The sequence below is a fragment of the Hydrogenophaga sp. NFH-34 genome, from assembly GCF_021401345.1.
Classification (GTDB): Bacteria; Pseudomonadota; Gammaproteobacteria; order Burkholderiales; family Burkholderiaceae_C; genus Hydrogenophaga; species Hydrogenophaga electricum.
The window spans coordinates 1-13,728 of the sequence record NZ_JACBGE010000009.1 but is presented as its reverse complement, the minus strand read 5'-3'; the positions used below and the strand labels follow the sequence as shown (position 1 = coordinate 13,728).

10 protein-coding genes are annotated in these 13,728 nt (G+C 66.2%); 7 read left to right on the top strand and 3 right to left on the bottom strand.

The window, feature by feature from the left end:
* Positions 1-78: 78 nt before the first annotated feature.
* The 4 genes from L0977_RS10015 to L0977_RS10000 all read left to right on the top strand — a co-directional run bounded on the left by L0977_RS10015 (position 79) and on the right by L0977_RS10000 (position 3,014).
* On the top strand, positions 79-1,059 hold the full coding sequence (locus tag L0977_RS10015) for a helix-turn-helix domain-containing protein (RefSeq protein ID WP_234264722.1): 981 nt from the start codon (positions 79-81) through the stop codon (positions 1,057-1,059).
* Between the two features lie 136 nt (positions 1,060-1,195).
* Positions 1,196-1,924 carry an alpha/beta fold hydrolase gene (locus tag L0977_RS10010; RefSeq protein ID WP_234264721.1) on the top strand — a complete coding sequence of 243 codons (729 nt, stop codon included), beginning with the start codon at positions 1,196-1,198 and terminating at the stop codon, positions 1,922-1,924.
* A 131-nt stretch (positions 1,925-2,055) separates the two neighbouring features.
* A complete protein-coding gene (gene greA / locus L0977_RS10005; protein ID WP_234264720.1) occupies positions 2,056-2,532 on the top strand; it encodes a transcription elongation factor GreA in 477 nt (158 codons plus the stop codon).
* 8 nt (positions 2,533-2,540) lie between these two features.
* A complete protein-coding gene (locus L0977_RS10000; protein ID WP_234264719.1) occupies positions 2,541-3,014 on the top strand; it encodes a DUF4149 domain-containing protein in 474 nt (157 codons plus the stop codon).
* Positions 3,015-3,041: 27 nt separating this feature from the next.
* On the opposite strand, the gene folD is transcribed toward L0977_RS10000, so the two are convergent.
* From folD to L0977_RS09985, 3 genes are all read right to left on the bottom strand, one after another.
* The gene (folD, locus tag L0977_RS09995; protein WP_234264718.1) at positions 3,042-3,905 is read right to left on the bottom strand and encodes a bifunctional methylenetetrahydrofolate dehydrogenase/methenyltetrahydrofolate cyclohydrolase FolD; all 864 of its coding nucleotides are present in this window, start codon (positions 3,903-3,905) and stop codon (positions 3,042-3,044) included.
* 70 nt (positions 3,906-3,975) lie between these two features.
* Positions 3,976-4,602, bottom strand: a complete 627-nt coding sequence (locus tag L0977_RS09990; RefSeq protein ID WP_234264717.1) for a response regulator transcription factor — start codon at positions 4,600-4,602, stop codon at positions 3,976-3,978.
* Complete coding sequence (locus L0977_RS09985) at positions 4,599-7,157, bottom strand: PAS domain-containing sensor histidine kinase (protein ID WP_370465194.1); 2,559 nt, start codon at positions 7,155-7,157, stop codon at positions 4,599-4,601. The genes L0977_RS09990 and L0977_RS09985 overlap by 4 nt, the downstream gene beginning before the upstream one ends.
* Before the next feature lie 172 nt (positions 7,158-7,329).
* On the opposite strand from L0977_RS09985, the gene aceE reads away from it, so the two are divergent.
* The 3 genes from aceE to lpdA are packed head-to-tail and all read left to right on the top strand — an operon-like array spanning position 7,330 to position 13,522.
* Positions 7,330-10,032 (top strand): pyruvate dehydrogenase (acetyl-transferring), homodimeric type, encoded by a 2,703-nt coding sequence (gene aceE / locus L0977_RS09980; RefSeq protein WP_234264715.1) that lies wholly within the window; start codon positions 7,330-7,332, stop codon positions 10,030-10,032.
* 18 nt (positions 10,033-10,050) lie between these two features.
* Positions 10,051-11,694, top strand: coding sequence for a dihydrolipoyllysine-residue acetyltransferase (aceF, locus tag L0977_RS09975; RefSeq protein WP_234264714.1), 1,644 nt, complete (start codon positions 10,051-10,053; stop codon positions 11,692-11,694).
* A 16-nt stretch (positions 11,695-11,710) separates the two neighbouring features.
* Complete coding sequence (lpdA, locus tag L0977_RS09960) at positions 11,711-13,522, top strand: dihydrolipoyl dehydrogenase (protein ID WP_267966404.1); 1,812 nt, start codon at positions 11,711-11,713, stop codon at positions 13,520-13,522.
* Positions 13,523-13,728 lie beyond the last annotated feature (206 nt).

The window sequence follows — 13,728 nt, the reverse complement described above, 5'->3', positions numbered from 1 at the left end:
CGCCGGATCGGCTGAATGCCGTGCGTTGGTGGTGGTTCTCCCCTTGTTCCCTGCGGGCATGGTCGCTAGATTGCGGCCATGCCCGCCGTGTTTTCTGCCGCCTCTCCCCTGCGCGAATGGACCACCGCGCAGGCACGCCCTCGCGAGCGTCTGGATTATTGGGTCGGGGCGATCTGCGAGGCCTTCCTGGAGATGGACTGCCAGTCGCGGCTGGCCGACTGCTTTGACGGGCGGCTGACCCACCTGCCGCTGACCCAGCTGGCGCTGAATCGCGTCGAAGCGTCCACCCAGGATGTCTACCGCACCCCGGTCGGCATCGCGCGCAGCCGGGCGCTGCCCTTCTATCTCATCACCCAGACCGAGCAGCCCTGGCAGGTGCGGCAAGGCGGTCGCATCGTGCAGTTGCGTGCCGGCGATGCGGTGCTGGTCGACTCGGCGCAGACCTACGAGCTGCACTTTCCGCACTCGGTCACTTGCCTTTCGGTGCAGATGCCGCGCGCCTGGGTCGGCACCTGGCTGCAAACCGTCGACACGCGCGAAGCGCGTGTGGCCCACCGGGAACGTGGTTGGGGCGCGATGCTCTCGGCGCTGAGTCTGCAGCTCGGGCGTTCGCCCGAGCTGGCGCTGCAGATGGCGCCGTCCTGGCTCGAAGAACAGTTCGGCGCCTTGTTGGCAGCCGCGCTGGAGCCGCCCCCCGTGGACCACGCTGGTGGTGGCGGGGTGGGGCAAGGGCTGCTGCACCGGCGGTCGCTGGCCCGCATGCGCGAGCGGCTGGGCGAGCCGGACTGGCGTGTGACCGATCTCGCTGCCGAATTGGGCGTGTCGCCACGCACCCTGCATCGGGCCTTTGCCGCCGCGGGGGAGACGGTGGCTGCGCGGTGGCGCCATGTGCGCATGGAGCATGCGGGCGCCTTGCTGTTGCAAGCCCGCCTGTCCGGTCTGACGATGGCCGAGATCGGCCGGCGCTGCGGCTACACCGATGCGTCCCATTTCGCGCGCGAGTTTCAGCGCGTCCATGGTGAGACGCCGAAGCGCTGGGCGCAGGCTCGCCGACCCTGAGTGCGAGCCGCCGGTTGGCAGCATCCGGCGATCCACGCGGCACGAATCGGCCACCCACGGGAGCAGCGACTGCCTAGATTGACGGGGCGTGCGGCGCTTTGCCGCCGTCTTGTCAACCCCCATTGAGGAGACTCTCATGGCCGATACCTATGTTCTTGTTCACGGTGCCTGGCACACCGGCGAGCTGATGGAGCCGGTGGCCCGGCATCTGCGCGACCGAGGCCACACCGTGCACTGTCCCACGCTGGCTGGTAACCGGCCGGGCGACAATCGCCGCACCACGGGCCTGACCGATGCGGTGGCTTCGCTGGTGGATTACCTGGAAACCCAGGACCTGAAAGACGTCCGCCTGATGGGACACAGCTACGGCGGCATGGTCATCAGCCATGTGGCCGATCAGGTGCCGAGCCGCATTCGGCGCCTGGTGTACTGGAACGCCTTTGTGCCCCTGGATGGTGAGAGCCTCAACGACCTGGTGCCGCCGCACTATGTGGCCCTTTTCGATGGCATCGCAGCGGCGAATGACGGCGCAGTGATGCTGCCGTACCCGATCTGGCGCGAGGCCTTCATCAACGATGCCGACGCTGCGTTGGCCGAAAAAACCTACGGCTGGCTCAACCCGCACCCCAACAAGACTTTCGTCGACAAGGCACGCCTGTCGACACCCCTGGCCGCCATGAACCTGGGCAAGAGCTACATCAACTGCCAGCAGGACACGGCCCTGCCGCACAGCCTGCCCTGGCACCCGCGGTTGTCGGAGCGCCTGGGTCTGTTCCGGTTGGTCGAATGTGCGGGCAGCCACGAGCTGTGTTTCACCGACCCGGAGCGCCTGGCCGACGCCATCGAACGGGCTGGGCGCGACTGACGCGCCGGGCTCAGTCCGGTCCGCGTTTCAGGGCATAATTTCATTTCAATGGCCGCCGACCGGAAACGATCGGCGGTTTGCTTTTTGTCGTATGCCCGGCTGCGGGCACCCAGAATCAGGAGACCAGAGCCATGGCCACCTTTCCCATCACCCGGCGCGGCGCCGAAATGCTCAAGACCGAGCTGCACAAGCTCAAGACCGTGGAGCGTCCGGCGGTGATCCAGGCGATTGCCGAAGCGCGCGCCCAGGGCGACCTGAGCGAAAACGCCGACTACGACGCGGCGAAAGAACGCCAGGGTTTCATCGAAGGCCGCATCGCTGAAATTGAAGGCAAGCTGTCGGCCGCGCAGGTGATCGATCCCACCGCTGTCGATGCCGGCGGGCGTGTGGTGTTCGGTGCCACGGTCGATCTGGAGGACGAGGACAGCGGCACCACCGTGACCTACCAGATCGTGGGCGAAGACGAGGCCGACCTCAAGCAGGGCCTGATCAATATCAGCAGCCCGATCGCGCGCGCGCTGATCGGCAAGGAAGAGGGCGACACGGCCGAGGTGCAGGCCCCTGGTGGCGTGCGCCGCTACGAGATCGTGGCCGTGCGTTACGCGTGAGCACGGCCATGGCCCGCCTGCCCGTGTTGCTGGCCGCGCTCTGGTGGGGGGGCATCTCTGCACTGAGCTTTGTGGCGGTGCCCACGCTGTTCGCCAAGCTGGGCAGCCCGGCGTTGGCGGGCCCGGTGGCGGCGCATCTGTTTTCGCTGCAGTGCCAGGCCGGCCTCGTGATCGGTGTGTTGCTGCTGGTGCTGCTGCGCCGCGAACGCGGCCGTGTGCAGTCCGATGCAGGAGATGTTCTCGACCCGAAACAGGTGCAGGCCTTGCAGGCGATCATCGCCACGATGGGGCTGGTGCTGGCGGGCATGCTGCTCGCCATGGTGCAGGAGTTCGGGGTGGCCCCGAAGATCGTGACCGCCCGCGCCAGCGGCGGCAACCTGCGTGTCTGGCACGGCCTGGGCACGGTGCTGGTGCTCGGTCAGTGGCTGTGTGCCGGGGCCGTTCTCTGGCGCCTATCGCGGCCCGCTGCCCAGGCCGCCTGAAGGGCCTGAAACGGGCGGGAGCCCGGGTCAGCGGGGCAGGGCGTCGAGTCCGCGCTCGGCCGACTCCAGCGTGTTGACCATCAACATCGTGATGGTCATGGGGCCGACGCCGCCCGGCACGGGCGTGATGTAGCCCGCCACTTCCTTGACCCCTGCAAAGTCCACGTCGCCGCAGAGCTTGCCCTCGTCGTTGCGGTTCATGCCCACGTCCAGCACCACGGCACCGGGTTTGACCATGTCGGCCGTGAGCACATTGCGCTTGCCCACGGCGGCGACGATCACATCGGCCTGCAGTGTCATGGCCTTGAGGTTCTGGGTGCCGCTGTGGCAGATGGTCACCGTGGCGTTTTGCTGCAGCAGCATCATGGCCATGGGCTTGCCCACGATGTTGCTGCGGCCGATCACGACCGCGTGCTTGCCCTTGAGGTCGTAGCCGATGCTCTCCAGCATCTTCATGCAGCCATAGGGCGTGCAGGGCCAGAAGCCGGGCAGGCCGGTCATGAGCGCGCCGGCACTGGCGATGTGGAAACCGTCCACGTCCTTTTCGGGCGAGATGGCTTCGATCACGCGCTGGGCGTTCATGTGCGCCGGCAGCGGCAGTTGCACCAGGATGCCGTGAATGCTGGGGTCGCGATTCATCGCGTCGACGCGGGCCAGCAGCTCGGCCTCCGTCAGTGTGGCGGGCCAGGTCTCCAGCACCGAATGCATGCCCGTGGCTTCGCAGGCCTTGACCTTGTTGCGCACATAGACTTGGCTGGCCGGGTTGTCGCCGACCAGAATCACGGCCAGCCCGGGGGTGATGCCGCGGGCCTTGAGGGCGGTCACGCGCGTGGCCACCTCGGCGCGCAGTTGTTGGGAAAGGGCGTTGCCGTCGATGAGTTGGGCGGTCATGGCGTGGGTCGGGTTTCTGGAAAGTGAAAACGCCCGCAGGGGCGGGCGTTGAACAGGGGGCGTGGGGGTCTCAGGCCTTGGCCGGCGTTTGCCCCAGCGCAATCTTGAGCAGGTCGGCCACGGTGTTGGCACCGAGCTTTTCCATGATGTTGGCGCGGTGTGCTTCCACCGTCTTGATGCTGATGCCCAGGTCGTCGGCAATCTGCTTGTTCAGGCGGCCGGCCACGATGCGTTCCAGCACCTGCGATTCGCGGCCTGTGAGCTTGGACAGCAGCGCGTCGCGGCTGGCGGCCTGCTGGTGGGTGGCGAAGGCGTCCTTCGCTTTCTCCAGCATGCGCTCGACCAGCGCCACGAGCTGGTCTTCCTTGAACGGTTTCTGGATGAAGTCGAGCGCGCCTTTCTTCATCGTCTCCACGGCCATGGGCACATCGCCGTGGCCGGTGATGAAGACGACGGGCAAGGGCGACTGGCGCTCCAGCAGGCGGTCTTGCAGTTCCATGCCGGTCATGCCGCCCATGCGGATATCGGCAATCAGGCAGGCGACTTCGCGGGCGTCATAGCGGCTCAGGAATGCCTCGGCCGACTCGAAGCAGCGGACCCGGTAATCCTTGCCTTCCAGCAGCCATTGCAGGGAGTCTCGCACGGCCTCGTCGTCATCGACCACATAGACGGTGCCTTTCTTGGGGATCAAACTCATCTCGCTCTTTCTGTATCCGACAAGGACGCGGCCTGGGCCCCGGTGGACGGACCCTCGATCCGCAGCTTGGCGTGGACGGGAATCCAGAAGCTGAAGCAGCAGCCGGCCACCTCTTCGCCATTGTAGATGTTCTCCACCTGCATCCGGCCGTGGTGCGACTCGACGATGCTGCGGCACAGCTTGAGCCCGATGCCCATGCCTTCGCTCTTGGTGCTGTAGAACGCTTCGTAGATGCGCTCGATCATGTCGGCGGGCACGCCTTTGCCGGAATCGCGCACCGAGAACTCGACCACGTCCTGCTCGGCCAACCGGCGCGGGCCCACGCGCAATTCGATGAAGCGCTGCCCGGGCGGCCGCGCGGCGTGCTGTATGGCTTCGCCCGCATTCTTGAGCAGGTTGATCAGCACCTGTTCAATCAGGATCGGGTCGACCACCAGGCGCGGCAGGCGTGCGGCCACGTAGGGCGTGAGCCGCACCTGCTGGCGACGCAGTTCGATGTCGGCCAGCTCGATCGCGTTGCTCACCATCTGGGCAACGTCCGAGGGCATGGGATTGGGTTCGCTCTTCTTGACGAAGGCGCGGATGCGCTGGATCACCTGTCCTGCGCGCTGGGCCTGGCGGGCGGTCTTGTCCAGCGCGGCCAGCAGTTCGTCCTGGTTGATGCGCTGGTCCTTGACGCGCGAGATCATGCCGTTGCAGTAATTGCTGATGGCGGTCAGCGGCTGGTTGAGCTCGTGCGCCACGCTCGACGCCATCTCGCCCATGGTGATCAGGCGGCTCGCGGTCTGGGCGCGTTCGGCCTGATGGGCCGCCTGTTCCTCGGCCCGGCGGCGCGGCGTGATGTCGCTGGCGATCGCCATCTGCGCCAGGCGCCCGTCGACCCAGGTCAGGTAACGGGTGCGCACTTCGAGCCAGCGGTCGAGCTCTTCGACGAAGACTTCGGCGTTTTCCGGCCCGGCATCGGTCAGCGCGTCGGTCGGCATGCCGGCGAACGCGTCCACCGCATCGCCATCGTCGGGCGCTGGCGCCGGCTGCGAACCACAGAGCTCCACCAGATGGCGGTGTCCCTGGCCGCGGGGCCCAAACCACTGGCGGTACAGGCGGTTGGCGAACAGCATCTCGTCGCTGCCCAGCGGGGCCACCGAGACCGCCGAGTCCAGCGACTCCAGCACGGTGGTGAAGCGCTCGTAGGAAGCCGAGAGCTCCTCGCGGATGCGCTTGGGCTCGGTGATGTCCGTCATCGACGTCATCCACCCGGTCTGGTGGCCGCGCGGGTCGATCAGCGGCGAGACGTACATGCGCGCATCAAAGATGCTGCCATCGCGCCGGCGCACGCGCACCTCGAACCCGCCGGGCATGGAGCGGCCGGTGAGCTCGTCTTCCAGACGCGCGGCCAGCAGATCCTGGTCCTGCTCGGGCCAGTACGGGAAGGGTGCCGTGCGGCCGACCAGTTCGGCTTCGGTCCAGCCGGTCATCGAACAGAACGCGGGGTTGACGTAGGTGATGCGGCCCTGCATGTCGAGCGCCCGCATGCCGGTGAGCATGGAGTTTTCCATCGCCCGCCGGAAGTTGGTTTCGGCCACCAGCGCCTGCTGCGCCTGCACGCGCCGACGGGTGTGGCGCCAGGTGCCCAGCAGCATCCACACCGTGAGGGCCGAGAGCGCTCCGATGACCCAGAAAAAGCCCGAACCCACGGTGTCCAGCGAGGTGCGGTAGGCCTGGGCCTTGAGCACCAGGCTGTTGCCGATGGGGGAGACCGGCACCTCGTGTTCCTGCGGCTGGGTCGACCAGGGAAGGAACGGCAACACCGCATCGGTGGACTGCAGGTTGCCCGCCAGCACACGCTGGCGGTCGTCGACCAGGGCCACCGCATAGCGCGCCATGACTTCTGGCGGAATGCCGAAGCGCAGCAGTCCGTCGACCACGTATTCGCCCATGACCGTGCCCGCAAAACGCCCCTGTTCGGTCAGGGGCACCTGCAGCATGAGGGAGGCCGAACGCGGATCGTCGCCAAGTGGGCGCGAATAGATGGGCTGGCGCAGGTCGCGCGCGAGGTCGAACGAACCGTCGGTTTCGTCGGGCGCCAGCGTGTCGCCTGGCAGGCGCAGCATGCGCGTGGGGGCGCTGGGCGAGGCGTAGGTGGCGATCACGTTGCGCCGGTTGTCCACCCACGAGATGGCGAGCAGCTCCGGGAACTGGCTGACCAGCGACTCGGCCTGAAACTGGAATTCCGTCGGACCGATGGCCTTGTCGCCAATGTCTCGCGCCAGCCGCATCAGCTGTTCCTGGCGTTCCAGCAAGCGCAGGCGCAGGCGCTGTTGTGCGTACTCCACGTCGCGCGTGACGGCTTCCCGCTCGCGTTCGAGTTCCTCGTAGCGCAGGTAGGCGATGGCGACCACGATGGCCGACAGGAAGAGCAGCACCGCCAGCAGCGGCCCGAGCGTGGCGAAACGATCCTGGCGCGAAGGAGGCAGGCGGCGCCACCACCGCTTCCACCAGGGGGTGTCGGCGATCGAGCGCACGGGCGGCTGCTGGGAAGGGGGCACGGGAATCATGAGTCCCGGAGTCTACGTGAGCGCCGCCTCTGTTTGCGCTTGGCGATTGATCTGAAAATTTCTCAATGTAAAAAATAAAAGCACATATTGAAATTGCGCCGGAGCTATGGAAAAATCCTTGGCACTGCGGATCGGCCGCCGTAAGCTTGATTTCACTTTTCAGGAGACAGACATGTCAGCGTCAGACGCTCAGAACGGCCTCGGTGCCGGGGATATCGATGCCCAGGAAACCCGGGAATGGATGGAGGCACTGGCTGCCGTCATTGAAAAAGAAGGCCCCGAACGCGCCCACTTCCTGCTGGAGCAACTGTTGGAAGAAGCCCGCCAGAACAGCATCGACCTGCCGTTCTCGGCCAACACGGGCTATGTGAACACCATCGAGCCGACCCAGGAAGCGCGTTGCCCCGGCAACATCGCGATCGAAAAGCGCCTGCGCGCCTACATGCGCTGGAACGCCATGGCCATGGTGGTGCGGGCCAACCGACTGAACCCGGACGACGGCGGCGATCTTGGTGGCCACATCGGCTCCTTCGCTTCGGTGGCGAGCATGTTCGGCGCCGGCTTCAATCACTTCTGGCACGCCGAGAGTGAGGGCCATGGTGGCGATCTGCTCTACATCCAGGGCCACAGCGCCCCCGGCATCTACGCGCGCGCCTTCCTCGAAGGCCGTCTGACGGCCGACCAGCTCGACAACTTCCGCCAGGAAGTGGACGGCAAAGGCCTGTCCAGCTACCCGCACCCGAAGCTGATGCCGGAGTTCTGGCAGTTCCCCACGGTGTCCATGGGCCTGGGCCCGCTGATGGCCATCTACCAGGCCCGCTTCCTGAAATACCTGCACGCCCGCGGCATCGCCAACACCGAAAACCGCAAGGTCTGGGTGTTCTGCGGCGACGGCGAGATGGACGAGCCCGAATCGCTGGGCGCCATCGGCCTGGCCGCACGCGAGAACCTGGACAACCTGGTCTTTGTCATCAACTGCAACCTGCAGCGCCTGGACGGCCCGGTGCGCGGCAACGGCAAGATCGTGCAGGAGCTCGAGGGCGAATTCCGCGGCAGCGGCTGGAACGTGATCAAGCTGCTGTGGGGCTACGGCTGGGACGAGCTGCTGGCGCGCGACAAGAGCGGCAAGCTCAAGCAGCTCATGATGGAAACGCTGGACGGCGACTACCAGGCCATGAAGGCCAACGACGGCGCCTTCGTGCGCAAGAATTTCTTTGGCAAATACCCCGAGACGCTCAAGCTCGTCGAGCACATGACCGACGAGGAGATCTTCGAGCTGCGCCGCGGTGGCCATGAACCCGCCAAGGTCTACGCGGCCTTCCACGCTGCCAACGAGCACCAGGGCCAGCCCACCGTGCTGCTGGTCAAGACGGTCAAGGGCTACGGCATGGGCAAGGCCGGTGAAGGCAAGAACACCGTTCACCAGACCAAGAAGCTCAGCGACGAAGACATCAAGTACATCCGCGATCGCTTCAACATCCCGATTCCGGACAGCGAACTGCCGAGCATCCCGTACTACAAGCCGGCCGACGACACGCCGGAAATGCAGTACCTGCACGAGCGCCGCAAGGCCCTGGGTGGTTACCTGCCGCACCGCCGCGTGAAGGCCGACGAGCACTTCACCGTCCCCGCGCTGGACACTTTCAAGGCCGTGCTGGAGCCGACCGCCGAAGGCCGCGAGATCTCCACCACGCAGGCCTACGTGCGCTTCATCACCCAACTGCTGCGCGACCAGGCCATCGGCCCGCGTGTGGTGCCCATCCTGGTGGATGAGGCGCGCACCTTCGGCATGGAAGGCCTGTTCCGCCAGATTGGTATCTACAACCCCAAGGGCCAGCTGTACACCCCGGTCGATCGTGACCAGGTGATGTACTACAAGGAAGACAAGGCCGGCCAGATCCTGCAGGAAGGCATCAACGAAGCCGGCGGCATGGCCAGCTGGATCGCGGCGGCCACGAGTTACAGCACCAACAACCGGATCATGATCCCGTTCTACGTGTACTACTCGATGTTCGGCTTCCAGCGCATCGGCGATCTGGCCTGGGCGGCCGGCGACATGCAGGCGCGCGGGTTCCTGCTGGGCGGCACGTCAGGCCGTACCACGCTCAACGGCGAAGGCCTGCAGCACGAAGACGGCCACAGTCACATCCTGGCGGGCACCATCCCCAACTGCATCAGCTACGACCCGACCTTCGCGCACGAAGTGGCGGTGATCATGCAGCACGGCCTCAAGCGCATGGTCGAGCAGCAGGAAAACGTCTTCTACTACATCACGCTGCTCAACGAGAACTACGCCATGCCGGGCCTGCAGCCGGGCACCGAGCAGCAGATCATCAAGGGCATGTACCTGTGCAAGCCCGGCGCCGAAGGCGACAAGCGCGTGCAACTGCTGGGTTCCGGCACCATCCTGCGCGAATCGATTGCGGCCCAGGCCCTGCTGGCCACCGACTGGGGCGTGCAGGCCGATGTGTGGAGCTGCCCGAGCTTCAACGAGCTGGCGCGCGACGGCCAGGACGTGGAACGCTGGAACCTGCTGCACCCGACCGAAGCGCAGCGCACGTCGTTCGTGGCGCAGCAACTGGGTGCACACACCGGTCCGGTGGTCGCGTCGACCGACTACATGAAGAACTACGCCGAGCAGATCCGCCCCTACATCCCGGCGGGACGCGCCTACAAGGTGCTGGGCACCGACGGCTTCGGCCGCAGCGACTTCCGCAGCAAGCTGCGCGAGCACTTCGAGATCAACCGCCACTACATCGTGGTCGCCGCTCTGCGCGCGCTGGCCGATGAGGGCAAGCTGCCGCTGGCCAAGGTGGCCGAGGCGATCAAGAAGTACGGCATCAAGACCGACAAGGTCAACCCGCTCTACGCATAACCCTCCGGAGACAAGCACATGGCACTGGTAGAAGTGAAGGTCCCGGACATCGGCGACTTCGACGAAGTGGCGGTCATTGAACTGCTGGTCAAGGTGGGCGACACGGTCAAGGCCGAACAGTCGCTGATCACGGTCGAGAGCGACAAGGCCTCGATGGAAATTCCGTCGAGCACGGCGGGTGTGGTCAAGGAACTCAAGGTCGCGCTGGGCGACAAGGTGAAGGAAGGTTCGGTCGTGCTGCTGGTGGAAGCCGCTGGCGAGGCGGCTGCGCCGGCACCGGCTCCCGCGGCCGCTGCGCCGGCCCCGGCACCTGCTGGGGCAGCCGCTCCCGCTGCGGCACCCGTGGCGGCTGCTGCCGGCCCGGTCGAAGTGCGCGTGCCCGACATCGGCGACTTCAAGGACGTGGCGGTGATCGAGGTGTTCGTCAAACCCGGCGATGCCATCAAGGTCGAGCAGAGCCTGATCACGGTCGAGAGCGACAAGGCGTCGATGGAGATCCCGTCCTCGCACGCGGGCGTGCTCAAGGAACTCAAGGTCAAGATCGGCGACACGGTCAACATCGGCGACCTGCTGGCGATTCTGGAAGGCACGGCGAGCGCCGCCGCTCCCGCACCGGCTGCCTCTGCGCCGGTGGCAGCCCCGGCTGCGGCGTCCGCACCAGCAGTCGCGGTCACCGCGTCGGCAGCGGCCGCTCCGGCCCACAACCCCACCGCCACCCCGGCGCTGGGCCTGCCGCACGCTTCGCCGTCGGTGCGCAAGTTCGCTCGCGAACTGGGTGTGCCGCTCGATGAGGTCAAGGGCTCCGGCCTGAAGGGTCGTATCACGGCCGAAGACATCCAGTCCTTCACCAAGTCGGTCATGGCAGGCAGCCTGCAGACCAAGGCGCAGGCGGCCAAGGCCCCTGCTGCCAGCGGTGGTTCGGGCGGCGGGCTGGACCTGTTGCCGTGGCCCAAGGTCGATTTCGCCAAGTTCGGCAGCGTCGAGCGCAAGACGCTTTCGCGCATCAAGAAGATCAGTGGCGCGAACCTGGCGCGCAACTGGGTGATGATCCCGCACGTCACCAACAACGACGAAGCGGACATCACCGAGTTGGAAGCCTTCCGCGTGGCGACCAACAAGGAAAACGAAAAGTCCGGGGTCAAGGTGACCATGCTGGCCTTCGTGATCAAGGCCGTGGTCGCGGCGCTCAAGAAATTCCCCGAGTTCAACACCAGCCTCGATGGCGACGAACTGGTCTACAAGCAGTACTTCCACATCGGCTTCGCGGCGGACACGCCCAACGGTCTGGTGGTGCCCGTGCTGCGCGATGCCGACAAGAAGGGCATCCTGCAGATCAGCCAGGAAATGGGTGAGCTGGCCAAGAAGGCGCGTGATGGCAAGCTGGGACCGGCCGACATGACCGGCGGCTGCTTCTCCATCAGCTCGCTCGGCGGCATCGGTGGCACGCACTTCACGCCCATCATCAACGCGCCGGAAGTGGCGATCCTGGGCCTGTCGAAGGGCCAGATGAAGCCGGTGTGGGACGGCAAGCAGTTCGTGCCGCGTCTGACGCTGCCGCTGAGCCTGTCTTACGACCACCGCGTGATCGACGGGGCGCTGGCCGCGCGCTTCAATGCCTACCTGGGCCAACTGCTGGCGGACTACCGCCGCATCGTGCTCTGATTGAAAGGATCCTCAGATGGCACTCATGGACATCAAGGTTCCCGACATCGGCGACTTCGACGAGGTCGCGGTCATTGAACTGCTGGTCAAACCGGGCGACACCGTCAAGGCCGAGCAGAGCCTGATCACCGTCGAGTCTGACAAGGCCTCGATGGAGATTCCCTCGTCGCACGCCGGCGTGGTCAAGGAGCTCAAGGTCGCTCTGGGCGACAAGGTCAAGCAGGGCTCGGTCGTGCTGGTGCTGGACGCAGAGGGCGCTGCGGCGGCTCCCGCGCCCGCTCCGGTCGCAGCGCCCGCAGACGCTCCGGTGGCCGCACCGGTTGTGGCTCCCACGGCCGCCAGCTTTGGCGGCTCGGCCGACATCGACTGCGACGTGCTGGTGCTGGGCGCCGGTCCCGGCGGCTACTCGGCCGCTTTCCGGGCCGCCGACCTGGGGCTGAAGGTGGTGCTGGTCGAGCGTTACGCCACGCTGGGCGGTGTCTGCCTGAACGTGGGCTGCATCCCCTCCAAGGCCTTGCTGCACGTGGCGGCGGTGATGGACGAGGTGGCGCACCTGGGCGACCTGGGCGTCGAGTTCGGCCAACCCACGGTCAGCGTGGACAAGCTGCGCGCCCACAAGGAAAAGGTCATCGGCAAGCTGACCGGCGGCCTGGCGGCCATGGCCAAGATGCGCAAGGTCACCACCGTGCGCGGCCTGGGCGCCTTTGTCGGCCCCAACCACGTCGAGGTGGAAGAGACCGGTGGCACCGGCCAGGAAAAGACCGGCTCCAAGAAGGTCGTGGCGTTCAAGAAGTGCATCATCGCCGCGGGTTCGCAGGCGGTGCGCCTGCCCTTCATGCCCAACGACCCGCGCGTGGTGGACTCCACCGGCGCGCTGGCCCTGCAGGGCGTGCCCAAGAAGATGCTCATCGTCGGCGGCGGCATCATCGGCCTGGAAATGGGCACGGTCTACAGCACGTTGGGCGCGCGCCTGGACGTGGTGGAGATGATGGACGGCCTGATGCAGGGCGCCGACCGCGACCTGGTCAAGGTCTGGGAAAAGATGAACAAGGGCCGCTTCGACAACATCATGTTGAAGACCAAAACGGTCGGGGCCGAAGCGACGCCCGAGGGCATCAAGGTGCAGTTCGAGGGCCTGGACGGCAGCAAGAGCGAAGGCACCTACGACCTGGTGCTGCAGGCCGTGGGCCGCACGCCCAACGGCAAGAAGATCGCCGCCGACAAGGCCGGCGTGGCGGTGACCGACCGCGGCTTCATCAACGTCGACATCCAGATGCGCACCAACGTGCCGCACATCTTCGCCATCGGTGACATCGTGGGCCAGCCGATGCTGGCGCACAAGGCGGTGCACGAGGCGCACGTGGCGGCCGAAGTCATCGCCGGTGAACTGCAGGGCAACAAGGAACTGGCTTCCAGCGCCTTCAACGCCCGCGTGATCCCCAGCGTGGCCTACACCGACCCCGAAGTGGCCTGGGTGGGCCTGACCGAGGACCAGGCCAAGGCCCAGGGCATCAAGGTCAAGAAGGGCCTGTTCCCCTGGACGGCTTCGGGCCGCGCGATTGCGAATGGCCGCGACGAAGGCTTCACCAAGCTGCTGTTCGACGATTCACCCGAGGCCCACGGCCACGGCAAGATCCTGGGCGGCGGCATCGTGGGCACCCACGCCGGCGACATGATCGGCGAGATAGCGCTGGCCATCGAGATGGGTGCCGACGCGGTGGACATCGGCAAGACCATCCACCCGCACCCCACGCTGGGCGAGAGCATCGGCATGGCGGCGGAGGTGGCGCACGGGTCTTGCACCGATCTGCCGCCGTCGAAGAAGTAAGCGGCTTTCGGGAAGCCCCAAAGAAAAGCCCCGGACGGGAAACTGTCCGGGGCTTTTTCGTGGGCACGCCGGGAGCGGTCCGCGCGCTTGTATCTTCATATCTGACTGGCGCGGTAGAGTGTGGCCGCCGTTGAGGCGGCCAGACCGGCCCGTGCAGTTTGGTAGCGGCTGGGGTGATCGAGCCCGTGACTGAGTACAGAACGCAC

Excerpts from the sequence above, each read along its gene's own strand:
- L0977_RS10015 (WP_234264722.1), top strand. The coding sequence starts at position 79 with ATGCCCGCCGTGTTTTCTGCCGCCTCTCCCCTGCGCGAATGGACCACC.
- L0977_RS10010 (WP_234264721.1), top strand. The coding sequence starts at position 1,196 with ATGGCCGATACCTATGTTCTTGTTCACGGTGCCTGGCACACCGGCGAG.
- greA (WP_234264720.1), top strand. The coding sequence starts at position 2,056 with ATGGCCACCTTTCCCATCACCCGGCGCGGCGCCGAAATGCTCAAGACC.
- L0977_RS10000 (WP_234264719.1), top strand. The coding sequence starts at position 2,541 with ATGGCCCGCCTGCCCGTGTTGCTGGCCGCGCTCTGGTGGGGGGGCATC.
- folD (WP_234264718.1), bottom strand. The coding sequence starts at position 3,905 with ATGACCGCCCAACTCATCGACGGCAACGCCCTTTCCCAACAACTGCGC.
- L0977_RS09990 (WP_234264717.1), bottom strand. The coding sequence starts at position 4,602 with ATGAGTTTGATCCCCAAGAAAGGCACCGTCTATGTGGTCGATGACGAC.
- L0977_RS09985 (WP_370465194.1), bottom strand. The coding sequence starts at position 7,157 with ATGATTCCCGTGCCCCCTTCCCAGCAGCCGCCCGTGCGCTCGATCGCC.
- aceE (WP_234264715.1), top strand. The coding sequence starts at position 7,330 with ATGTCAGCGTCAGACGCTCAGAACGGCCTCGGTGCCGGGGATATCGAT.
- aceF (WP_234264714.1), top strand. The coding sequence starts at position 10,051 with ATGGCACTGGTAGAAGTGAAGGTCCCGGACATCGGCGACTTCGACGAA.
- lpdA (WP_267966404.1), top strand. The coding sequence starts at position 11,711 with ATGGCACTCATGGACATCAAGGTTCCCGACATCGGCGACTTCGACGAG.